At 69.7% G+C, this 22,182-nt stretch carries 15 protein-coding genes; 5 read left to right on the top strand and 10 right to left on the bottom strand.

Annotation, left to right across the window (positions count from 1 at the left end; all coding sequences use genetic code 11):
• The first annotated feature begins 81 nt into the window (after window positions 1-81).
• Window positions 82-3,828 (top strand): trifunctional transcriptional regulator/proline dehydrogenase/L-glutamate gamma-semialdehyde dehydrogenase, encoded by a 3,747-nt coding sequence (gene putA / locus AX018_RS04005; RefSeq protein ID WP_111876025.1) that lies wholly within the window; start codon window positions 82-84, stop codon window positions 3,826-3,828.
• 127 nt (window positions 3,829-3,955) lie between these two features.
• Here putA and AX018_RS04000 read toward each other — a convergent pair whose 3' ends face one another.
• The 6 genes from AX018_RS04000 to AX018_RS03975 form a co-directional block, all read right to left on the bottom strand.
• Window positions 3,956-4,684, bottom strand: a complete 729-nt coding sequence (locus AX018_RS04000; protein ID WP_111876117.1) for a DUF2325 domain-containing protein — start codon at window positions 4,682-4,684, stop codon at window positions 3,956-3,958.
• Window positions 4,685-5,043: 359 nt separating this feature from the next.
• Entirely contained in the window at window positions 5,044-6,597 is a 1,554-nt protein-coding gene (locus AX018_RS03995; protein ID WP_111876024.1) for a methyl-accepting chemotaxis protein, read from the bottom strand.
• Between the two features lie 118 nt (window positions 6,598-6,715).
• Window positions 6,716-7,801, bottom strand: a complete 1,086-nt coding sequence (locus AX018_RS03990) for a FecCD family ABC transporter permease (RefSeq protein ID WP_245951418.1) — start codon at window positions 7,799-7,801, stop codon at window positions 6,716-6,718.
• Entirely contained in the window at window positions 7,798-8,778 is a 981-nt protein-coding gene (locus AX018_RS03985) for an ABC transporter substrate-binding protein (protein ID WP_111876022.1), read from the bottom strand. Before AX018_RS03985 ends, AX018_RS03990 begins: the two co-directional genes overlap by 4 nt.
• Window positions 8,775-9,548: an ABC transporter ATP-binding protein gene (locus AX018_RS03980; protein ID WP_111876021.1), complete on the bottom strand. Its 774-nt coding sequence runs from the start codon at window positions 9,546-9,548 to the stop codon at window positions 8,775-8,777. The genes AX018_RS03985 and AX018_RS03980 overlap by 4 nt, the downstream gene beginning before the upstream one ends.
• Window position 9,549: 1 nt before the next feature.
• A complete protein-coding gene (locus AX018_RS03975) occupies window positions 9,550-11,766 on the bottom strand; it encodes a TonB-dependent receptor (RefSeq protein WP_111876020.1) in 2,217 nt (738 codons plus the stop codon).
• A gap of 515 nt (window positions 11,767-12,281) precedes the next feature.
• Here AX018_RS03975 and zigA point away from each other — a divergent pair.
• The 3 genes from zigA to fur all read left to right on the top strand — a co-directional run bounded on the left by zigA (window position 12,282) and on the right by fur (window position 14,694).
• Window positions 12,282-13,505, top strand: coding sequence for a zinc metallochaperone GTPase ZigA (zigA, locus tag AX018_RS03970; RefSeq protein ID WP_111876019.1), 1,224 nt, complete (start codon window positions 12,282-12,284; stop codon window positions 13,503-13,505).
• A gap of 87 nt (window positions 13,506-13,592) precedes the next feature.
• Entirely contained in the window at window positions 13,593-14,153 is a 561-nt protein-coding gene (locus AX018_RS03965; RefSeq protein WP_111876018.1) for an LbetaH domain-containing protein, read from the top strand.
• 1 nt (window position 14,154) lies between these two features.
• Entirely contained in the window at window positions 14,155-14,694 is a 540-nt protein-coding gene (gene fur / locus AX018_RS03960) for a ferric iron uptake transcriptional regulator (protein ID WP_415842231.1), read from the top strand.
• A gap of 86 nt (window positions 14,695-14,780) precedes the next feature.
• Here fur and AX018_RS03955 read toward each other — a convergent pair whose 3' ends face one another.
• From AX018_RS03955 to AX018_RS03940, 4 genes are read right to left on the bottom strand one after another with little or no spacing between them, the layout of a single operon-like run.
• On the bottom strand, window positions 14,781-16,010 hold the full coding sequence (locus AX018_RS03955) for an MFS transporter (RefSeq protein ID WP_245951417.1): 1,230 nt from the start codon (window positions 16,008-16,010) through the stop codon (window positions 14,781-14,783).
• Between the two features lie 19 nt (window positions 16,011-16,029).
• Complete coding sequence (locus AX018_RS03950) at window positions 16,030-17,451, bottom strand: efflux transporter outer membrane subunit (RefSeq protein ID WP_111876015.1); 1,422 nt, start codon at window positions 17,449-17,451, stop codon at window positions 16,030-16,032.
• A 5-nt stretch (window positions 17,452-17,456) separates the two neighbouring features.
• Complete coding sequence (locus tag AX018_RS03945; RefSeq protein WP_111876014.1) at window positions 17,457-20,600, bottom strand: multidrug efflux RND transporter permease subunit; 3,144 nt, start codon at window positions 20,598-20,600, stop codon at window positions 17,457-17,459.
• A 10-nt stretch (window positions 20,601-20,610) separates the two neighbouring features.
• The gene (locus AX018_RS03940) at window positions 20,611-21,792 is read right to left on the bottom strand and encodes an efflux RND transporter periplasmic adaptor subunit (RefSeq protein ID WP_111876013.1); all 1,182 of its coding nucleotides are present in this window, start codon (window positions 21,790-21,792) and stop codon (window positions 20,611-20,613) included.
• A gap of 93 nt (window positions 21,793-21,885) precedes the next feature.
• On the opposite strand from AX018_RS03940, the gene AX018_RS25145 reads away from it, so the two are divergent.
• On the top strand, window positions 21,886-22,182 hold a 297-nt coding region (locus AX018_RS25145), incomplete at its 3' end, for a transposase (protein ID WP_170146175.1).

Genomic DNA, 22,182 nt, shown 5'->3' with positions numbered 1-22,182 from the left:
GCTAGATGATCGCATCTTTGCGCATTCATTCACCGCCACCCACCGGATGATGGCGAATATTCCACACCACCCGGCCGCGCCATGAATGCCCCCCTTCCCCTCCTGGACGATCTGCCCTTCGCCGCCTTCGCGTCCCGCGTGGGCGCCCCCGCCGACTCGCCCCAGCGGCGGGCCATCGCGGCCGCGTGCCGCATGCCCGAGCCGGATGCGCTGGCACCGCTGCTGGAGCAGGCCCGCGCCAGCGATGCGGCGGCGGCACAGCGCGTGCAGGCGCTGGCGCTGCGGCTGGCCACCGGCCTGCGCCAGCGCGGCCACGCCGGCGGGCGGGCCGGACTGGTGCAGGGCCTGCTGCAGGAGTTCGCGCTCTCGTCGCAGGAGGGCGTGGCCCTGATGTGCCTGGCCGAGGCACTGCTGCGCATCCCCGACAGCGCCACGCGCGACGCGCTCATCCGCGACAAGATCGCGCCGGGCGACTGGGAGCGCCACCTGGGCCGCAGCCCGTCGCTGTTCGTGAACGCGGCCACCTGGGGCCTGCTGCTCACCGGCCGGCTGGTGGCCACGCACAGCGAGCAGGGCCTGGGCGCCGCGCTGCGCCGCATCACCGCGCGCGGGGGCGAGCCGCTGGTGCGCAAGGGCGTGGACGTGGCCATGCGCATGATGGGCGAGCAGTTTGTGACGGGCGAGACCATCGCGCAGGCGCTCGCCAACGCCCGCCCGCGCGAGGCCCAGGGCTTCCGCTATTCCTACGACATGCTGGGCGAGGCGGCTCTCACCGCCGACGATGCCGAACGCTACCTGCGCGCCTACGAAGACGCGATCCACGCCATCGGCGCCGCCTCGGCCGGGCGCGGGGTGTACGAGGGCCCGGGCATCTCGATCAAGCTGTCGGCCCTGCACCCGCGCTACGGCCGCGCGCAGCAGGAGCGCGTGGCGCGCGAGCTGCTCCCGCGCGTGCTGCGCCTGGCCGAGCTGGCGCGCGGCCACGACATCGGCCTCAACATCGACGCGGAGGAGGCCGACCGGCTGGATATCTCGCTCGACCTGCTCGAAGCGCTGTGCCACGCGCCTTCGCTCGCCGGCTGGAACGGCATCGGCTTCGTGGTGCAGGCCTACCAGAAGCGCTGCCCTTTCGTGATCGACCACCTGATCGACCTGGCCCGCCGCACCGGCCACCGGCTGATGGTGCGGCTGGTCAAGGGCGCCTACTGGGACAGCGAGATCAAGCGCGCCCAGGTGGACGGGCTCGCGGACTACCCCGTGTACACGCGCAAGGCGCACACCGACGTGTCGTACCTCGCCTGCGCGCGCCGGCTGCTCGCGGCACCGGACGCCGTGTACCCGCAGTTCGCCACGCACAACGCGCACACGGTGGCGGCCATCCACGCAATGGCCGGGCCGCAGGCCTACCGGCCCGGGCAGTACGAGTTCCAGTGCCTGCACGGCATGGGCGAGCCGCTCTACGAGCAGGTGGTGGGCGCGCGCGGCCTGGACCGGCCCTGCCGCGTGTACGCCCCGGTGGGCACGCACGAGACCCTGCTGGCCTACCTCGTGCGGCGGCTGCTGGAGAACGGCGCCAACACCTCCTTCGTGAACCGCGTGGCCGATGCCACGCTGCCGCTCGAAACCCTGGTGGCCGACCCGGTGGCCGCGGTGGAGGCCGAGGCGCCGGCCGGCCGACCCCACCCGCGCATCCCGCTGCCGCCCGAGCTCTACGGGCCCGCGCGCCGCAATTCCGCCGGGCTGGACCTGGCGAGCGACGCGGTGCTGGAGCCCTTGGCCGAGGCGCTGCAGGCGCAGGCGCGCCAGGCCTGGCACGCCGCCCCCCTGCTGGCCGGGCCGGTGTCGCCGGGCCCGCGCCAGCCGGTGCGCAACCCGGCCTGGCACGCGGACATCGTGGGCGAGGTGCAGGAGGCCACCGAAGCCGATGCCGACCGCGCCCTGCAATCGGCCCACGATGCCGCGCCCGCCTGGGCCGCCACGCCGCCCGCGCAGCGCGCCGCCCTGCTGCGCCGCGCCGCCGACGCGCTGGAGGCGCGCGCGCCCGCCCTGCTCTCGCTGCTGGTGCGCGAGGCCGGCAAGACCTGCGCCAACGCCGTGGCCGAGGTGCGCGAGGCCGTGGACTTCCTGCGCTTCTATGCGGCGCAGGCCGAGGCGCTGCTCACCACCGGCACCTGGGCGCCGCTGGGGCCCGTGGCCTGCATCAGCCCCTGGAACTTCCCGCTCGCCATCTTCGCGGGCCAGGTGGCGGCCGCGCTCGCGGCGGGCAACACGGTGCTGGCCAAGCCCGCCGAGCAGACCCCGCTGGTGGCGGCCGAGGCCGTGCGCCTCCTGCATGGCGCGGGCATACCCGCGGGTGCGCTGCAGTTGCTGCCCGGCCCGGGCGAGACCGTGGGCGCGCGGCTGGTGGGCGATGCGCGGGTGATGGGCGTGCTGTTCACCGGCTCCACCGAGGTCGCGCGCATCCTGCAGCGCGCGCTGGCCGGCCGCCTCGACGGCGCGGGCCGGCCCGTGCCGCTGATCGCGGAGACCGGGGGGCAGAACGCGATGGTCGTGGACTCCTCCGCCCTCGCGGAGCAGGTGGTGTCGGACGTGGTGGCCTCGGCCTTCGACAGCGCGGGCCAGCGCTGCTCGGCGCTGCGCGTGCTGTGCGTGCAGCACGACGTGGCCGACCGCGTGCTCGGCATGCTGCGCGGCGCCATGGCGGAGCTGCGCATCGGCCGCCCCGACCGGCTCGCGACGGACGTGGGCCCGGTCATCGACGCGCCGGCGCGGGCGGGCATCCTGCGCCACGTCGCCACGCTGCGCGGGCGCGGCCGCGCGGTGCACCAGGTGCCCGTGGACCCCGCCACGGACGCGCAGGGCACCTACGTGCCGCCCACGCTGATCGAGCTGCACAGCCTGTCGGAGCTGGGGCCGGAGGTGTTCGGGCCGGTGCTGCACGTGGTGCGCTACGCCCGCCACGAACTCGATGGCCTGCTGGACCAGATCGCGGCCACCGGCTACGGGCTGACCCAGGGCCTGCACACGCGCATCGACGAAACCGTGGAGCGGGTGCTGCGCCGCGCCCGCGCCGGCAACCTCTACGTGAACCGCAACATGGTGGGCGCCGTGGTGGGCGTGCAGCCCTTCGGGGGCGAGGGGCTGTCGGGCACCGGCCCCAAGGCCGGCGGGCCGCTGTACCTGCTGCGCCTCGTGGCCCGGGCGCCGGCGGATGCGGCCCTGGCGGCCGTGCGCGGCGTCGCCCAAGAGGTCCTGCAGGCGCCGCCCGAGGGCGGCCCGGCGCCGCTGCAGGCCCTGGCCGGCTGGGCGCGCGGTGCCGGGCCCGGGCACGCCCCGCTGGCGGCGGCCTGCGAACGCTTCGCCCAGGCCTCGCCCGCCGGCTGGACGGCCACCCTGCCCGGCCCCACGGGCGAGCGCAACCAGTACCGCGTGCTGCCGCGCGAACACGTCCTGTGCCTGGCCGGCACCGATGCCGATCGGCTGGTGCAACTGGCCGCCGTGCTGGCGGTGGGCGGCCGCGCCCTGTGGCCCGCCACTGCCTCGGCGCTGCGCGGCGCTTTGCCAGGCGCCGTGCAGGAGCGCATCGTGCTGGTGGCGGACTGGCAGGCACCCGGCGTGCCCCTGGACGCGGTGCTGCACCACGGCGACGCACAGGCCCTGCTCGGCGTATGCCGGGCGCTGGCCGCGCGGCCGGGCCCGATCGTTGGGGTGTCGGGCCATGCGCCGGGCGATGCCGCCGTGGCCCTGGAGCGCCTCGTGGCCGAACGCGCGGTGAGCATCAACACCGCCGCGGCGGGCGGTAATGCGAGCCTGATGGCCCTGGGCTGAGCGCAGGCCGGGCTGGGGCCCGCACCGGGCCCTGGCGGGTCACTTCAGCCCGGTTTGCGTGCCAAATCGCCGCCATGTCGCCGTCGGCATTCAGCAGATAGCTATTAAAAGCATAGCAATCAAAAACTCAGGGGGTGACCTCCAGGCTGGCGTGGCGGGTGAGCCCCCGGATCACGTGCACCACCTGCGGCTGGTCCACCAGCACGCAGGGCTTGCCCGTGCGGCGGCAGTGGTCCTGCACGCGCCAGTAGTCGTCATGGCCCACGCAGCCCGTCTGGCAGATCACGAAGTCGGCCGCGCGCAGGCTGGCCTCGAAGGCCGCGGAATCGTCGGGCCCGGCGGGCAGCGGTGCGCCCTCGGCCAGGGCGGCCGGCAGGGACTCGGCGGCGCCCAGGGGCCGGGCCACCAGCCCTCCGCGCGGCCCCCGCGCGATGCAGACGACCGCCCGGGGCACTTCCTGGACCGCGCCCGCCAGATCCGCACCGGCCTCTGCCGCCCCGGGCCGGGTGGACGGGCCGGCGGCGCCCCGGGCCGCCGCGCGCCACTGCCAGTGCAGGACCTCGCGCATCAAGCCGTGCAGGCGCTGCGTCAGCCCCTCCACCTGCCGGGCCAGGGCGCGGCGCCGGGGCAGGCCGGGCACCTCGGCCTCGTGCAGCAGGTGGTCTTCACGCGCCCAGGCCAGCGCCGTCTCGGCCACGATGGCCCGCGCGCGCAGGCGGATGGCCTGCGCCTGCAAGGCCTCGATCTGCCGGGCCTGGGCCGCCAGATCCCGGCTGCAGCGCAACTGCGCACGCCCATACTCCGCCATCAGCGCGCGGTGCTCGTCGAGCACGGGGTCGAGAAAACTGGGCCTCATGCAATGCTCCTCCATATCGCGGCGCCAGGGCTGCCACGCGGCGAACGAATGCCCGTCTGCCCCCGCCGCTCCCTGCCAATGAGAAATTTCAATTCGATTGATTGATAACTATTCTCATTTAATGCTACACTGCCGTCAATCGATTCCCACAGCGCCTCCGGCACCGCGGGAATCACCCCAGACAAGTTTCATCGTGGGGCGACTCCGGACCTGACCTCAGGTCCCAAGGGTCGTTTTTGCCAGCCAACGGGCTTTCCGCGTAGCCAGGCTTTTTTTGCGATGAACATTCCTCCGCGGCCCCGGGCCGCAAGGCGCCCTGGCGTGCCGCGCCCTGCGGCCCGGTCGCGCGCCTCCCGCACTCAGGTGCGGAAAATCGCCACCGCCTGGACCAGGTGATCCGCCTGCTCGGCCAGTCCGTCCGCGGCGGCGGCGGTCTGCTCCACGAGCGCGGCGTTCTGCTGCATGGTCTGGTCCATCTGCGTCACGGCCTCGCCCACCTGCCCCACGCCCGAACTCTGCTCACGGCTGGCGGAACTGATCTCGCCCACGATGTCGGTCACGCGGCGGATCGAATTCACCACGCCCTCCATGGTCGTGCCGGCTTTCTCCACCAGCGCGGAGCCATGGTCCACGCGCTCGACGCTGGCGGTGATCAGCGACTTGATCTCGCGGGCCGCCTCCGCGCTGCGGCCCGCAAGGCTGCGCACCTCGCCGGCCACCACCGCGAAGCCCCGGCCCTGCTCGCCCGCGCGCGCCGCTTCCACCGCCGCGTTCAGCGCCAGGATGTTGGTCTGGAAGGCGATGCCGTCGATCACGCCGATGATGTCCGCGATCTTGGCGCTGCTGTCGTGGATGCCCTTCATGGTCTGCACCACCTCGGTCACCACGCTGCCGCCCTCGATGGCGACGTTCGACGCGCTGACGGCCAGCTGGTTGGCCGTCTGGGCGTTGTCGGCGTTCTGCTGCACGGTCGAGCCCAGTTGCTCCATCGATGCCGCGGTTTCCTCCAGCGCCGCGGCCTGCTGCTCGGTGCGGCGCGACAGCTCGCCCGTGCCGCCCGAGATCTCCCGGGCCGCCTGGGCCACGGCATGCGCGGAGCTGCGCACCTGGTCGATGATCTGCGCGATCTGCCCGCGCATGGCCGACATGTGGAACAGCAGGCTGCGCGCATCGCCCGGGCGCAGCCGGAAGCTCTCCTGCAGATCGCCCGTCGCGATGCGGCGCGCGACCTCGACGGCCTCGGCGGGGTCGCCTCCCAGTTGCGCCCGGACCGACCGGCTGATCGCCGCGCCCAGCAGCACGCCCAGCACCAGCATCGCGCCGATCAGGCCGGTGACGAGGTAGGCCGTGCGGTCCACGGTGAGGGCCGTGGCCTCCACTTCCTCCCGCACGGCCTTGTCGTAGATCGCGACCACCTTGAGGAACGGCTCCCGGATGCTCACGTGCAGCCGGTCCGTGGCGTTCGCGATCTCGGCGCGGGCGCCGTCGATGTCGTTGGCATCCGCGGCGGCGTAGACCTTCTGGATCGACGCCTTGTACAGCGGCCAGCCCTTCTCCACCTCGGACCAGAGCGCCTTCAGCTCGGGCGTGTCCGCATGCCTGCGCAGGTAGTCGAAGGCCTTCAGGATGTCCACCTCGGCCTTGGTGTTCAGGTCGAGGGTGGCTGGGCGCGAGGTCGCGTTGTTCGGGAAGACGTACGGATACACGCGGCGGAAATGGGTGGCCATCTGCCGCGCCGCGGTGGACATGGTCTGCATCGGCTCCAGCTTTTCCTGGTACATCTGGCGCTGCCGCTGGCTGATGTCCTTGAGCACGCTGATGCCCAGCCCCCCGACGATCAGCAGCGACACCAGGAAGAACGCGGTCAGTGCCATGAGGCGCTGTGACAAGGTCAGGCGTTCGAGAAATTTCATGCGCGACTCCCACTCATAAGCAACAAATAGCCGCGCATTCTATGTTTCAGAAACATCAAGTTACACTGAAATCGCATAAGCGATGCATGGACCCAACACCGCCGCGCGCGCCCTGGCCTCACCCTTCGGCGGACGCGGCGCGCTGGCGCAGCAGCCCGATGACGAAGCACGCGCCCAGACCCGAAGTCACGATGCCCACGGGCAATTCCTGGGCGCCCACCAGGGTGCGCGCGGCCAGGTCGCTGGCCAGCAGCAGGGCCGCGCCCAGCAGCGCCGCCGCCGGCAGCAGAACGGCATGCAGGGGGCCGGCCCAGCGCCGCGCCAGGTGCGGCACCATCAGCCCCACGAAGCCGATCAGGCCCGTGAGCGCCACGCAGCAGGCCGTGGCGAAGGCCGCCACCACGAACACCTGGGTGCGCAGCCGCCCGGGCGCCACGCCCAGGCTGTGGGCCGTCTCGTCGCCCGCCAGCAGCGCGTCCAGCGCCCGGTGCCGGCGCAGCGCGAAGAGCGTCGGCGCGAGCAGGCCGCACAGCGCCAGCCACAGGTTGTCCCACCGCGCCATGCCCAGCCCGCCCAGCGACCAGAACACCACGGAATGGGCCGCCCGCTGGTCCCCCGTGAAGATCAGGCCATGGGTGAGCGCGCCGAACAGGAACGACACCGACACCCCCGCCAGCACGACCTGCGCGGAGCCCTGCCCGGCCGCGCCGCGCATGATCAGCAACACCGCCGCGGCGGCCACCATGGCGCCGGCGAACGTGGCCACCGGCAGCGTCCACACGCCCAGGGCCGCTCCGGCCCAGGTGATCACGGCCACCGCCCCGGCGGACGCCCCGGACGACAGCCCGAACAGGAACGGGTCCGCCAGGTCGTTGCGGGTGGTGGTCTGCAGCAGGCACCCCACCATGGCCAGCGTGGCCCCCACGGCCAGCGCCAGCAGCACCCGGGGCAGCCGCAGATCCCGCACGATGGCCTGCGCCATGGCGGCGGCCGGCGAGCCCCCTTCCGGTGCCGCCCACGGCCCGGCCAGCGCGCCGAGCACGTCGCGCCAGCCGATCGCGATGCTGCCCGCGGACAGCGACAGCCCGATGAGCCCCGCCAGCACCACCGCCAGCGCCCACGGCACCCCGCGGCGCCAGCCGGCGCTCCAGGGCCGCTCCATGCCAGCGCCGCGCGACACCCACCGCCCCGGCGAAGCGCTCACCGCGGCGCCCTCAGGACGCGGGCGATCTTCTCGATCGCCTCGATATTGGCGGGGCCGGGCGTGAGTTCGGCATAGCGCAGCACGATGAAGCGGCCCTGGCGCACGGCGTCGGTCAGGCGCATCACCGGATGGGCCCGCAGAACCTTCTCCAGGTGGTCCGGCCCCTGCCCGCTCTGGTAGTAGAGCAGGATCACGAACTGGGGATTGCGCTCCGCCACGGTTTCCCAGCCCACGGTACCCCAGCCCATGGGCAGATCGTCCAGCACGTTGCGCCCGCCCGCGGCATCGATCAGCGCCGTGGGCATCGCCGAGCGCCCGGCGGTGAAGGGCTTGTCCTCGCCGGAGTCGTACACGAACACCCGCGGGCGGCGCGGCAATGCCGGCACCGCCGCCGCGCGCACGCGCTCGCGCCACCCGGCCACGAGGCGGTCCGCCTCGGCGCGCCGGCCGAACACCGTGCCCAGGCGCTGCATGTCGCCGTACAGCAGATCCATCGTGGCGTGCGGCTTGTCGGCCTGGTTGTGCACACAGCTCTCGGTCAACACCAGCGTCTGGATGCCATGGCGGGCCAGCGTGGCGGGCGTCACCTCGCCGCCAGGCAGCATGCCGTAGTACCAGCCCGCGAAGAACAGGTCGGGCTGCACGGCCACGAGGTTCTCCAGCGTGGGGTATTTGGAGGCCAGCTCCGGCACACCGCCCAGCGATTCGAGCAGGGCCTTGCCGCTCGTCTTGTACCAGCCGGTGATGCCGGTCACGCCCACCAGGTTGGGCCGCAGCCCGAGCGCCAGGGCCATCTCGACCATGTTGAGGTCATGCACCACGAGGCGCCGGGGCGGCTGCTCCACCCGCAGGGTCTCCCCGCAGTTCGGAACCGTCACGGGAAAGCCCCCGGCCGACTCGGAGGCCACCGCCTCCGTGGCCGCTGCCAACACCGCCGCCCACACGAAAGCCGCCATCCATCGCCACCGGAACGTCATGCCATCTCCCGCTCGAAAGACCACAGCACGCCACCGTGCCGAGGGTGCCGCGTGTGCAGCAGTTCCATGCCGAACACGCGCGAAACGCAGTCGCCGTTCAGCGCCTGCGCCGGAGTGCCCTCAGCCACCAGCCGCCCGGCCTGCAGAACCCAGACCCGGTCGGCGAAAGCCGGCACCAGCCCCAGGTCGTGCAGCACGGCGACCACCGTAATGCCCAGGCCACGCAGCAGCGCGAGCACGTCCGCCCGGGCCGCCAGGTCCAGGTGATTGGTCGGCTCGTCCAGCAGCAGCAGCCCCGGCGCCTGGGCCAGGGCCCGGGCCAGGTGCACGCGCTGGCGCTCTCCGCCCGACAGGCTTTGCAAGGCCCGGGGTGCCAGCGCCTCGACGCCGCAGGTCCGCAGCGCTTCCCGCACGGCCCGGGCATGGCCGGCGGCCTCCCCGCGCCCCTCGTGCGGCAGCCGCCCGAGCGCCACGTAGTCCCAGACGCGCAGGCATCCCTGCGCCGCATCGTCCTGGCTGAGCACGGCCACGCTGCGCGCGCGCTCGCCCAAGGGCAAGGCGGAGAGATCCCGGCCCCGCCAGTGCACCCGCCCCGCCGCGGGGGCCAGGCGCCCCCCCAGCAATTTCAGCAGCGTGCTCTTGCCCGCGCCGTTCGGCCCCACCAGGGCCACGCACTCCCCTTCGCCCGCCTGCACGGCGATGTCCTGCACCAGCCACCGCCCGCGCGGTGAACGGAATGCCAGGCCCTCGGCCTGCAGTACGGCGGCCATGTCAGAGCGTCCAGCGCAGCGCCAGCTCGAAGCTGCGCGGCGCGCCCAGCAGGATCTGGTCGGGATAGAACGGATCGGACCAGGCCGCATAGACCTTGTTGGTCAGGTTGCGGCCGCGCAGCGTGAGCTGCGTGCCCGGGGCGATGTCCACGCTCCACGCGGCGTCGAGCACGCGGTAGGCCGCGAGGCGCACCGTGTTCGCGTCGCTGTGGAAGCGCTCGCCCACATGGCGCAGCGACGCCGAAACCTGCATCGGCACGCCCGCCACGAAACGGTAGCTGGCGCCCACGCTGCCCGCCACGCGCGGCGCGTTCGGCGGCGTGTTGCCCGAGAACGATCCCCCATTGCCCAGCAGGTAGTCCTCGTAACGCGCCCGGTTCAGCGCGAGCTGCGCCCAGAGCTTCCACGGGGCCGCGGGCCGCAGCGCGAGCGACATCTCGGCTCCATGCGACTCCAGCGCGCCCGCCTGCGCGAGCGACTGCCCGCCCTGCGCGGCATAGACGTTGTGGCGCACCGCGTCGTACAGCGCGAAGGTCGACTCCCCGCGCTCCTGCCAGAAGCTCTGCTTGACGCCCACCTCGGCATTGCGCGCGCGGGTGAGTTCCAGCGGCTGGGTGGCGCCCAGCAGGAAGATGTTGTTGGCGGCCACGTCGGCGCCGGTCGCGTACTGCCCGTAGAACGTGGTGCCTGCGCGGGGCTCCCACGTCAGGCCCAGCCGGCCGGTGGTCGGATGCCAGGTCTTCTCGTAGGGAAAGCCCCGGCGCGCCGCACCGGCTGCGTCGGTGGAGGTGCGTGCCAGCTCGATGGACTCATGGCGCACCCCCGCGACGAGGGCCACGGCGGGCGCGACCTGCAGGCGGTCTTCCAGCGCCAGCGCAGCATTGCGCAGCCGCGTGGTCTGCAATTGCCGGATCAGCGGGCCATACAGGCCGCGGTCCGGCGCGGTGAGCGACACGCTGTCGCCCGGGAAATTGGCGGCGCCGGGGCGCGACAGGTCCGTATCGCTGGCTTCCAGCGCGGCGACGAAGCGGTTGGCACGGCCCGCGAGCATGCCGTCCCACTGCAGTTCGGTCTTGTTGCCCGTGGTGGTCTGGTCCTGCGCGACGAAGAAGCGCTCGCGGTCCACGAGGCCCGTCGCGGCATTGAAGGCCAGGACCTCGTTGTTGAACCACGAGCGCGTGGCCGTGTAGCGGTAGAACTGGCTGCGCAGCGACCAGGCCGCGTCGATGCGCCAGTCCACGCCGGTGCGCAGCCACGTCTCCCGGGCTTCGTTGCGGTTGTCCAGCACGTTGTAATTGGTGCGCAGCGTGCGCCGGTCAATGGCCACCGGCCCGAGCGCGCTGCCGTTGAACCCCGAGGTGTAGGTGCCCGACACCACGCCGGGCTGCGCCTCGATGCCCGGCGCGGAGGCCGACACGAGGGGCGTGCCCCAATACGGATGGCCGCGGTCGCGCTTGACCTCGGCCGCCGCGAACAGCTTGAGCCCCGGCCGGGCGTACCAGTCGATCCCGCCCGAGACATGCCAGTTGCGCTGGGCGGTGTCGTGCACGTAGCCGTCGCTGTCCGAGCCGCTCGCATCGAGGCGGAAATCGACGTCCTTCCACGCGGTGGTGCCGCCGGAGCCGACGGACAGGCGCCGCTCGCCGAAGGAGCCCACCGCGCTGGACACCTCGGTCTCGATCGCCCCGCGGCGCGGCGCCCGGGTGATGAAATTCACCGCGCCGCCCGCGGCCCCTTCGCCCGACATCAGCGAAGCCGGGCCCTTGAGGAACTCGATGCGTTCGAGATTCGCCGTATCCATCACCCGCGACGTCATGTTGGGCGGGCCGATCTTGATGCCGTTGTAGAGCGTGTTGATCTGGCTGTTGGCGAAGCCGCGCATCGAAAACGCGCTGGGCTCGGCCGGAAAATCCCCCGCCGTCACGCCCACGGCCGCCTGCGCCGCCTCCGTGACCGTGCGCAGCCCGCGCTCGGCCAGCACGTCGCGCGGCACCACGTCGATGGAGGCCGGCGTCTCCCGCACGGTGAGCCCCAGGCGGGAGGCACCGTCGGCCGGCAGCGCCAGCCGGGGCACCTCGGCCCGGTCGGTCACCACCACCGCCGGCAGCGACGGGGGCGCGCCGGCCTCGGCGGGCAGGGGCTGCGCACCGGCAGCCAGGGGCATCACGCCCAGGGGAAACGCCCACCAGCGGGGCGCAAACAGCGTTCGAAGAGACATGGGGACATTGTCGGCGCCGCACTCCACCCCGCTGGGCACGGCGCATGCCGGCCAGCGGGAGGGCGAACGCCAAAGACCAGGATTCCAGATAAGGGGGAGGCACGCCCGGCGCCATGCAACGGCGACCAGTGACCCGTGAAACATCCCCGGCGGCAGCGGAACCGCACCCTCGGCGCCCCGGCACACCCGGGCATGCCATCGCCGTCAAGCGCTGCGATCCACCAAGCCGAATATTAATGCAACATATTTGCGTTAATAGGCTGATACCACCAGGCACCGAGAGAAGCGCGACGCTCCTCATGCATGCACTGCCCGGTGCCTCGTGAGCTCCTGGCGCTTACAACTGCAAACCCAAATCTATCACTTCTTATTGATAATATCGATATATTTGCAGTATCGCAACAGTGTTGCAATATGCCAGTATCCTACGGGCCTTCGCGCAGGCGTCATCGGACACCCCCTTCCCGCAGCTACGCGGATGCCCCTCGTCCACCTCTCTCTCCATCCGAATCGCCATGCTTTCTGCCACGATGCACCCCAGCCTGCCCGTGACCGTGCTTTCCGGCTTTCTCGGCGCCGGCAAGACCACCCTGCTGAACCACATCCTCCGCAACAGCGAAGGCCGCCGGGTGGCCGTGATCGTCAACGACATGTCCGAAATCAACATCGATGCGGAACTGGTGCGCCACGCGCGGGTGGTTCTCTCGCGCGCCGACGTGAAGCTGGTGGAAATGAGCAACGGCTGCATCTGCTGCACGTTGCGCGAGGACCTGCTGGTGGAGGTGGAACGCCTCGCCCGCGAGGGGCGATTCGACCAGCTCGTGATCGAATCCACGGGAATCTCGGAGCCCCTGCCCGTCGCGGAAACCTTCACGTTCAAAGGCGACGACGGATGGAGCCTCAATGAGGTGGCGCGGCTGGACACCATGGTCACCGTGGTCGATGCCTTCAACTTTCTCCGGGACTACGCCTCGCACGACAGCCTGCAGTCGCGCGGCGAATCGCTGGGCGACGACGATCTGCGCACCGTGGTGGACCTGCTGGTCGAGCAGATCGAGTTCTGCGACGTGATCGTTCTCAACAAAACCGATCTGGTCAGCCGCGAGGACCTCGAACGCATCCACGCCATCCTCCGCGGACTGAATCCGCGCGCCCGCATCCAGGCCACGTGTTTCAGCGAAGTGCCGCTGGACACGGTCCTGGACACGGGGCTGTTCGATTTCGATCAGGCGGCGAAGGCCCCCGGCTGGCTGCGGGAATTGCGCGGCCAGCACACGCCCGAGACCTTGCAGTACGGCATCTCCAGCTTCGCCTACCGGGCGCGGCGCCCTTTCCACCCGCGCCGCTTCTTCGACCTCGTGGAAAGCGAATGGCCGGGCGTGATCCGCTCCAAGGGCCTTTTCTGGCTGGCCAGCCGGCCGGCGTTCGCGGGCTCCTGGTCACAGGCAGGCGCGGTCGCCTGGCATGGTCCCGCGGGGCTGTGGTGGGCCTCCATCCCCCGCGAGCGCTGGCCCGCCGACGCCGAAGCGTTGAAGGTCATCCAGAAACACTGGCAACCGAAGATGGGTGATGCACGGCAGGAGCTGGTGCTGATCGGCCTGGGCATGGATGAAGCCGCACTGCGCGCCAACCTCGATGCCTGCCTGCTCACCGACGCCGAAATGGTCATCGGCCCCCACGCCTGGGCACGCTTCGAAGACCCGTTCCCCGTGTGGGCCGAGCCCTCCGCGCCTCGCTGAACAAACGGCCACACCACAACCTCCACGCCCCATGAAAGCACGACGCTCCGGCATCGCAGCGACCGCATCTCAGACCTGGAGCCAGCCATGATCCGGCGCAACCCGAGCGGCGATGTGCCGTGGGTCCATCCGGACGCCTTCGTCGATCCCACCGCCATCCTGTGTGGCCGGGTGATCGTGCAGCCCCGTGTCTTCGTCGGCCCCTATGCAGTGATCCGTGCCGACGATCTGAATGCGCAAGGCCACGCCGAGCCCATCGTGATCGGGGCGCACTCCAGCATCCAGGACGGCGTGGTGATCCACTCCAGGTCGGGCGCGGCGGTCACCATCGGAGAGCGCACATTCATCGCTCTGCGCGCCATCGTGCATGGCCCCTGCACGGTGGGCGACGGTGTCTTCATCGGCTTCAACAGCGTGCTCTTCAACTGCACCGTGGCTTCGGGCTGCGTGGTCCGCCACAGCGCCGTGGTGGACGGCTGCAACCTGCCACCGGGCTTCCACGTGCCCTCCACCATGCGCCTGGGGCCTCACACCGACCTGACCGGTATACCCAAGGCGACCGAAACCGCCTCCGGGCCATTGGAAAACATGGCCCGCTCCCACAACCACTGGCTACAGGGCTACAAGCGCATTCAGGATGACCTCTGAAATGGATACGAAAAGACCGATACATGGCGAGCGCATCGCAGACACGCCCCCCGGAGCCTCCGGCCTGCCAGGAAAGCCCTCCATGAACGATGACGACCAGCCCCGGCTGCGCGGCGCAGGCCTGAAGGTCACCCTGCCCCGCCTGAAGATCATGGCGATCTTCCAGACATCGGAACAACGCCATCTCAGCGCCGAAGACCTCTATCGGCAACTGATGGAACAGAAGCAGGAAATCAGCCTGGCCACCGTGTACCGCGTGCTCGGGCACCTGGAGCAGGCGGGCCTGCTGCGGCGCAGCAGCCTGGGCTCGGGCAAGGCCGTCTATGAATTCGACGATGGACAGCACCACGACCACCTGGTCTGCGTGACCTGCGGCCGCGTCGAGGAGTTCCACGATCCGGTCATCGAAGAGCGGCAGCAGCGCATGGCACAGTCGCGTGGCTTCAAGCTGCACCACCACGCCATGGCGCTTTACGTGGCCTGCGAGCGCCCCAGCTGCGCGCATCGCCCCCCTCCTGGCAAGGCCCGGTCCGGCGCCTGATCCACACGCCCGCCGGGAGCCGATGGGCGGCGAACGTCCGTGCCTCCATCGGGGACAGGCTCCGGGTTCAACACCGGACTGCAGGTCTACTTCTGCGATCGGCAGAGTCTCTGCGTTTCCAGCTCGTTCAGCGACCGCAGCGGCCGTGAAAGAAACCCTGCAAGGCTCGCTGCAGTCCCGGCAACGCCCGCGGCAATGAAGACTCCTCGAACACCCACCCATTCGCCCAGCGGCGCCACCAACGCCAGGCCGACCGGTGCTGCCAAGGCCATGATGGTCGTCATCAGCGACAGAACGCGACCCTGCAGATGGCTCGGAACTGTCGTTTGGAGCAACGCGATCAGCGGCGCATCGCCAAGGACAAAGGCGATCCCGCTGATCACCCACCAGACCACCGCGATGCCGAACAGGTTCTGCGGAACCAGGGCGGTCAGTGCCAGCGCCGAGCAGGACGCGGCAAAACCGAGAAGAATCCAGTACACAGGCCTGCGCGGCGCCATCACCGCGACCAGCAGCCCGCCCGCCAGCATGCCAACGCCCGCCAGCCCCTCCAAAAGCGCAACCTGCGAAGCGCCGCCGCCGAAGTGCTCCTTGACCAGCAGGGGCACCAGCGTGAAAGTCGGCATGACCGCAAGCACCACCACGCCCAGCAGGATGTAGAGTTGCCGCAAGCCCGGTGTGTGCCATACCAGCTCGACCCCTTCGCGGAAGTCCGACCAGAGTCCCTTCTTCTCTGCCCCCGCAGCGAAGTCCTGAGGGATCCGGAAGAACAGCAGCGGCACGATTCCCAGCAGCGCCGTGACGACGTCGATCGCCAGCGCCCAGCCGATCGGCATTGCGCTGATCGCAAGCGCGCCCAGGGGCGCGGCAGCCACCACGGTCAGGCTCTGGAGGGATTGGTTCAAACCCGACGCGCGGATCACGAAGCGACCCGGCACCAGCATGACAACACTGGCCGCCGCGGCCGGCGACTGGAACGCCTGCATGGCGCTGCGCACTGCCATCATGGCGTAGGCATGCCACAGCTCGATGCGGTCTGTCAGGAACAGCCCGATCAACACCAGCATGCACACCGCGCTGACCGCATCGGCTGCGATCATCAGGAGCCGACGGCTGTAGCGGTCGGCCAGCGTTCCGCCCAATGGCGAGAGCAAGGCCTGCGGCAGCAAGGCGGCCATTCCCGCCGCGGCCAGGGTCGAGACGCTCCCGGTGGTGTCGGTGATCCACCAGAGCAGCACGAACTGTGTCAGCGCAGAGCCCACCAGCGAAAGCGCCTGGCCGCCGAAAACCGTCCAGAAGCGCTGTTGCCATCTCACCCCGGTTCCAGGGCAGGCCTCAGGGGTTGCGATCCGCGCCGACATCAGTGTCCGTCAGGCCGCCGCCCAACGCCTTGTAGAGTGCCACCGCACTGCCGAACTCGCTGCGCCGCAGATCCAGCTGCGTCTGTCTGGCCGCGTACAACTGCCGCTGGGCATCGAGCAGCTCCAGCCGGCCTTCCGTTCCCGCGCGGTAACGCAGGCTGGACAATTCGGCACGACGCTCAGCGCTCGCCACCGCACGGCCCTGGGCTTCGATCTGCCGCGCGTAGGTCTCGCGCCCCGCCAGCCCATCGACCACCTCCTTGAACGCCGACTGGATCACGCGCTCGTACTCCGCCACCGCGCTGGACTTGCGCACTTCGGCAAGGCGGAGTTCGGAACGCAGCCGACCGCCCGAGAACAGCGGAACGGTAAGCTGGGGCGCAAAGCTCCACGCACGCTGGCCGCCATCGAACAGCCCGCCCAAAGCCGGACTGGCGTAGCCGAGCGATGCCGTCAGCGAAAGCCGAGGGAAGAACGCGGCCCTTGCGGCATCGATGTCCGCATTCGCTGCAACCAACGATTGCTCGGCCTGCTGGATGTCGGGCCGCCGGAACAGCAGATCCGAAGGCAGGCCCGCAGGTAGTTGGGTCACCACAGGCTGCGCTTGCAGCGGCAGCGCCTCGGGCAGGTCGCTCGGAATCTCCCTGCCAACCAGAAGCCGCAATGCATTGCCGGCCTGTGTCAGCGTGCGCGTTCTCGCCTCCAGATCGGCTTCGGCCGTCGCCACCTGCCCTTCGGCCTGTGCGACGTCCAGCCCGCTGCTCTGGCGCGCGGCCTTCAGCCGGTGCGCCAGGTCCAGCGACTGGCGCCAATCGGCCAGTGTGCGTGCAGACAACTGCAACTGCTCCTGTGCCAGACGCTCGGCGAAGTAGGCATCGGCCACGGCACCGACCAGCGAGATCTGTGCGGCCCGTCGCCCCTGGTCACTCGCCAGATAGCGGGCAAAGGCAGCATCCGACAGCGACCGCACGCGACCGAACAGGTCGATCTCGAAGGCGCTCAAGCCCACGCTCACGCCGAACTGGTTCTGCACGGCGGCAGGAACGGCGGGATTCGATCCGTCATTGGCTGCGGTCCGCTGACGTGCCGCGCTACCGGTCGCGTCAATGCCGGGCAAGCGGGCTGCGCGCTGGATGCCGTACTGGGCCCGCACCGCCTCGACGTTCAGCGCAGCGATGCGCAGGTCGCGGTTGTTGTCGAGCGCCATCGCGATCAGCCGCTGCAGTCGCTGGTCGCCGAACATGCTGCGCCAACCGAGGTCGGCGCCATGCGCCGCGGGGTCGGCCCCCACCTGTCCAGGATAGGCGGCGGCAATCGGAGCCGCAGGCTTGACCAGTTCCGACGTCAGCGAGCAGGCGGACAGCGCCAGGACGAGGGGAAAAACAAGGAATCGCATGGTGCTCAGCCCTCCTGGCCCTGGGCATGCTGCATGTGGGGCCGACGGGACGCCCGCCAGCCGTCGATGCGCTCCTGCAGGCCCATCACGAACACGAAGAAGGCGGGCACGAAGAAGATGGCCAGCACTGTGGCCGTGACCATGCCGCCGAACACGCCGGTGCCGATCGCATGCTGAGTCTCGGCACTGGCACCCGAAGCGATCATCAGCGGCACCACGCCCAACCCGAAGGCCAGCGACGTCATCAAGATCGGACGCAGTCGAAGGCGTGCAGCTTCGATCGCCGACTCGACCAGTCCCCGGCCCTGCTCCCGCAACTGCTTGGCGAACTCCACGATCAGGATCGCGTTCTTGGCCGACAGGCCGATCACGGTGATCATCCCGACCTTGAAGAACACGTCATTGGGCATGCCACGCAACATGACGGCTCCCACCGCGCCAAGCAAGCCCAGCGGAACCACCAGCATCACCGACAACGGGATCGACCAGCTTTCGTAGAGCGCAGCCAGCACCAGAAATACCACCAGCATGGACAGCGCCATCAGCATCGGCGCCTGGGCTGCGGACTGCCGTTCCTGCAACGACTGGCCGGTCCATTCGAGGGCGAAGCCGGGCGGCAGTTGCCGGGCCAGCCGCTCCATTTCCGCCATCGCCTCCCCGCTGGACGCGCCAGGCGCCGCGTTGCCGGAAATACGAGTGGCCGGAAAGCCCAGGTAACGCACCAGCTGCAGCGGCGTATCGCTCCACACCGGCGTGACCACCTCCTTCAGTGCCACCATGCCACCGCCGCTGTTGCGAACATAGAGCCTGAGCACGTCGTCGATCTGCATGCGGGCGGGCGCATCCGCCTGGATGATGACCTGCTGCATGCGTCCGGCATTGGGAAAATCGTTCACATAGGCCGACCCCATCGCAGCGGACAGCGTTTCGCTGATGTTGGAGAACGACACCCCCAGCGATTCGGCCTTCTGCCGGTCGATGTCCAGACGGATGCTGGTCCCCGCCGGCAACCCGTCGGGATAGACGCCGGTGACGACCTTGCTTTGCGCAGCCAGTTCGAGCAGCCTGGCCTCCGCTGCCTTGAGCGCTGCGTAGCCTTGGTTGGCGCGGTCCTGCAGTCGCAGGGCGAAGCCGGAGCTGTTGCCCAGTTCGTCGATCGCCGGCGGCATGAGGCTCATGACCGTTCCCTCGGTTGTTCCGACCATGGCCTGCTGGGCCAGGGCCACCTCACCCCTGGCCGTGGCGCCATCGCGCTTGTCCCAGTCGCTGAGCATGGTGAAGGCCATGGCCGCGTTGGAACCCGATCCGGAGAAGCCGAACCCGACGACGGACATGTTGGACTGGATGGAAGCACGGTTCGCCGTGTGCTCCTCGAACTTCTTGACGACGTCCAGCGTGCGCTCCATGGTTGCATCCGCCGGCGGTTGCACCACCGTCATGAAGTAGCCCTGGTCTTCCTCGGGCAGGAAGGCCGAAGGCAGCTGTCTGAACGCGACGACCAACACCGCGGACAGTGCGGCGAACACCAGCATGACACGGCCGGAGCGCGCGACCAGATGGCCGACGCGCGATTCGTAGCGCGCGTTCATGGCATCGAATCGGCGGTTGAACCCACCGAAGAAGCCCCGCTTCTCATGGTGACCAGGGTCCACGGGCTTGAGCAGCGTCGCGCAGAGTGCAGGCGTGAGCGTCAGGGCCAGGAAGGCGGAGAACAGGATCGCCACCGCCATCGACAGCGTGAACTGCTTGTAGATCACGCCCACCGAACCACTGGCGAAGGCCATGGGGATGAACACCGCCGTCAGCACCAGGGTGATGCCGACCACCGCGCCGGTGATCTCTTTCATGGCCTTCATCGTGGCCTCACGCGGCGCCAGCCCCTCCTTGGCCATGATCCGCTCGACGTTCTCCACGACGACGATCGCATCATCGACGATGATGCCGATGGCCAGCACCATGCCGAACATGGTGAGCACGTTGATGGAGAAGCCCGACACCAGCATCACAGCAAAAGTGCCAAGCAAGGCGATCGGCGCCACGATCGCCGGGATCAGCGTGTAGCGGATGTTCTGCAAGAACAGGAACATCACCAGGAACACCAGCACCATGGCTTCGAGCAGGGTGTGGATCACCTTCTCGATGGAGATCTTCACGAAGGGCGCGGTGTCGAACGGAACCGAGTAGTTCATGCCCGCGGGCATGGTGCGACTCAGCTCATCGAGCCTGTCCCGCACGCCCTGCGCGGTGCGCACGGCGTTGGCACCGGGTGACAGCTGCACGGCCGCCGCCGTGGCGACCTTCCCGTTCTCCCGGTTGATGAAGCCATAGGACTGCGCACCCAGTTCGACCCGGGCCACGTCGCCCATCGTCACCTTGGAACCATTGGCGTTGGCGCGCAGCACGATGGCTGCGAACTGCTCGGGCGTGCTCAGTTGGCCCTGCACCGTCAGCGGCACGGTCACGCGCTGTCCAGGCAGCGAAGGCGAAGCGCCGACGCTGCCCGGCGCGATCTGCGCGTTCTGCTGGCTGACCGCGGCCGACAGGTCGTTCATCGACAGACCGTACGAGATCAGCTTGGCTGGGTCCACCCAGATGCGCATGGCCTGCTCGGCACCGAACAGCTGCACCTTGCCCACGCCTTCGATGCGGCGGAGCTCCTCGACGAGGTTGCGCACCATATAGTCGCTCAGCGCCGTCTCGTCGAAGCGCCCGTCGTCTGACCTCAGACCGATGATCATCAGGAAGCCTGATGCGGCGGACTCGACTGTCAGGCCGTTCTGTCGCACCGTCTGCGGCAGTCGTGGTTCGATGGCCTTGAGCTTGTTCTGCACGTCGACCTGGGCCATGGCCGGGTCCGTGCCCGGCTTGAAGGTGGCCACGATCGACGCCGAACCGGAAGTATCGGCAGACGATTCGAAATACAGCAGGTTCTTGACGCTGGACAGCTCGCGCTCGATGAGGCTGATCACCCCATCGTTCATGGTCTGCGGGGACGCGCCAGGATAGACGGCCGTGATGTTGACGGTCGGCGGTGCGACCGAGGGATAGCGGGCGATCGGCAGCATCGGAATCGCGATCACGCCGAAGAGGATGATGAAGAGAGCCACCACCCAGGCGAAGACCGGGCGCTTGATGAAGAACTGAGGCATCGCGGGCCCTTCAGCGAACGGACGCAGCGGCGGCTTGCGGCCCCTGCTCCGTGGCAATCGCTTCGGCCAGCTTCCAGTCCCGGGCCGTCACGGGTGCACCGTCGGCCAGGCGCTCCATGCCTTCGACCACGACCTTCTGGCCGGCGCTGAGACCGGATCGCACACGGTAGCTGCGGTCGGCCAGTTCACCCAGCTCGATCGGCTTGCGATGCGCCTGCCCCTGGGCATCGAGCGTCCAGACCTGCGGCTGGCCCGCTACGCGCACCACCGCCTGCTGCGGCACCGTGAGAGCCTCGGCATAGCGGGTGTGCGGCACCCGTGCCCGCACGAACATGCCCGGCAGCAGTTGGCGCTGGGGGTTGTCCACCAGAATGCGCAGCAACACGTCGCCGGTTCCGGCATCGACGTTGACGCCGGAGAACAGGATGCGCCCCTTGACTCCGTACGGCTCGCCATTGCTGCGCAGCACCGTCACCGGCAGCCCGTTCCCGGAGCCCTCCTGCTTTCCCGAGAGCGCCTCGCGCAATGCTTCAAGCGAGGACGCCGGACGGCGCACGTCCACGTACACCTGATCGATCTGCTGGATGCGCGCCATCGGGTTGGCGTCGCTGCTGCCGACGAGTGCGCCCTCGGTCACCAAGGCCTGGTCGATACGGCCGGAGATCGGCGCCTCCACCAGTGCGAACTTCAGATCGAGCCGCTTGCGTGCCAGGGTCGCGCGGGCCTGCGCCACGTCGGCCGCGGCCTGGTCCCGCTGGGAGACGGCATCGTCATAGACTTGGCCGCTCACCGCGTCGGCCTCGACGAGAGGCTGAAGGCGGGCAGCCTGCGTCCGCGCGCGCGCCAGCACGGCCTCGGCACGCTGCAAGGTCGCCGCCGCCGTATCCAGATCCGCCTTGAAAGGGGCCGGATTGATCTGGAACAGGCCCTGGCCGGCGCGCACCTCGGTGCCTTGCTCGAACAAGCGGCGCTGGACGATGCCGCTGACCTGGGGACGGATCTCGGCAACACGCACGGCCGCCACGCGGCCCGGCAGGTCCTCCGTCAGTTTCAGGTTCGCGGCGCTCACGGTCATCACGGAAACGACGGGCGGCGGTACCGCCGTCTCTGGCTCGGCCGCACCGCAACCAGCGAGCATGGCCGCCACCAGCACGGACATGCAGCCCAGCCGGGGTGGGAAATCGATCTTCATATTGGGTTCCTTCGAACGCCGGCAGACCCTTGCCAACGTCAAAACGGCGATTGTTCTAAGAGCGTGTTTACGATCTCCCCCGACAATCCTGGGGTGAAAAGAAAGCCATACCCAAGCGACATCAGTAGAGAGAAGTTTGCCGAGATCGAGCCGCTGCTGCGCAGCGTTCGGCGCAGCACCAAACCGATCAAGCTGGACCTGTACGAAGTGTTCTGTGCAGTGCTGTACCTGCTTCGCACGGGTTGTCAGTGGCGCTATCTGCCGCCGCAGTTCCCCAAGTGGCACAACGTCTATGCGTACTGGCGCAAGTGGAGCGAGCCTGACCAGCACGGAGTGAGCGTGCTGGAGCAGGCTTTAAAAAAATCAGGTTGGCGCGGCCCGCGAGAGACA

Source organism: Paracidovorax anthurii, assembly GCF_003269065.1.
Classification (GTDB): Bacteria; Pseudomonadota; Gammaproteobacteria; order Burkholderiales; family Burkholderiaceae_C; genus Paracidovorax; species Paracidovorax anthurii.
The sequence above is the reverse complement of the archived record's forward strand: the minus strand, read 5'-3'. Positions and strand labels throughout refer to the sequence as shown.

Excerpts from the sequence above, each read along its gene's own strand:
- putA (WP_111876025.1), top strand. The coding sequence starts at position 82 with ATGAATGCCCCCCTTCCCCTCCTGGACGATCTGCCCTTCGCCGCCTTC.
- AX018_RS04000 (WP_111876117.1), bottom strand. The coding sequence starts at position 4,684 with ATGAGGCCCAGTTTTCTCGACCCCGTGCTCGACGAGCACCGCGCGCTG.
- AX018_RS03995 (WP_111876024.1), bottom strand. The coding sequence starts at position 6,597 with ATGAAATTTCTCGAACGCCTGACCTTGTCACAGCGCCTCATGGCACTG.
- AX018_RS03985 (WP_111876022.1), bottom strand. The coding sequence starts at position 8,778 with ATGACGTTCCGGTGGCGATGGATGGCGGCTTTCGTGTGGGCGGCGGTG.
- AX018_RS03980 (WP_111876021.1), bottom strand. The coding sequence starts at position 9,548 with ATGGCCGCCGTACTGCAGGCCGAGGGCCTGGCATTCCGTTCACCGCGC.
- AX018_RS03975 (WP_111876020.1), bottom strand. The coding sequence starts at position 11,766 with ATGTCTCTTCGAACGCTGTTTGCGCCCCGCTGGTGGGCGTTTCCCCTG.
- zigA (WP_111876019.1), top strand. The coding sequence starts at position 12,282 with ATGCTTTCTGCCACGATGCACCCCAGCCTGCCCGTGACCGTGCTTTCC.
- AX018_RS03965 (WP_111876018.1), top strand. The coding sequence starts at position 13,593 with ATGATCCGGCGCAACCCGAGCGGCGATGTGCCGTGGGTCCATCCGGAC.
- fur (WP_415842231.1), top strand. The coding sequence starts at position 14,155 with ATGGATACGAAAAGACCGATACATGGCGAGCGCATCGCAGACACGCCC.
- AX018_RS03950 (WP_111876015.1), bottom strand. The coding sequence starts at position 17,451 with ATGCGATTCCTTGTTTTTCCCCTCGTCCTGGCGCTGTCCGCCTGCTCG.
- AX018_RS03945 (WP_111876014.1), bottom strand. The coding sequence starts at position 20,600 with ATGCCTCAGTTCTTCATCAAGCGCCCGGTCTTCGCCTGGGTGGTGGCT.
- AX018_RS03940 (WP_111876013.1), bottom strand. The coding sequence starts at position 21,792 with ATGAAGATCGATTTCCCACCCCGGCTGGGCTGCATGTCCGTGCTGGTG.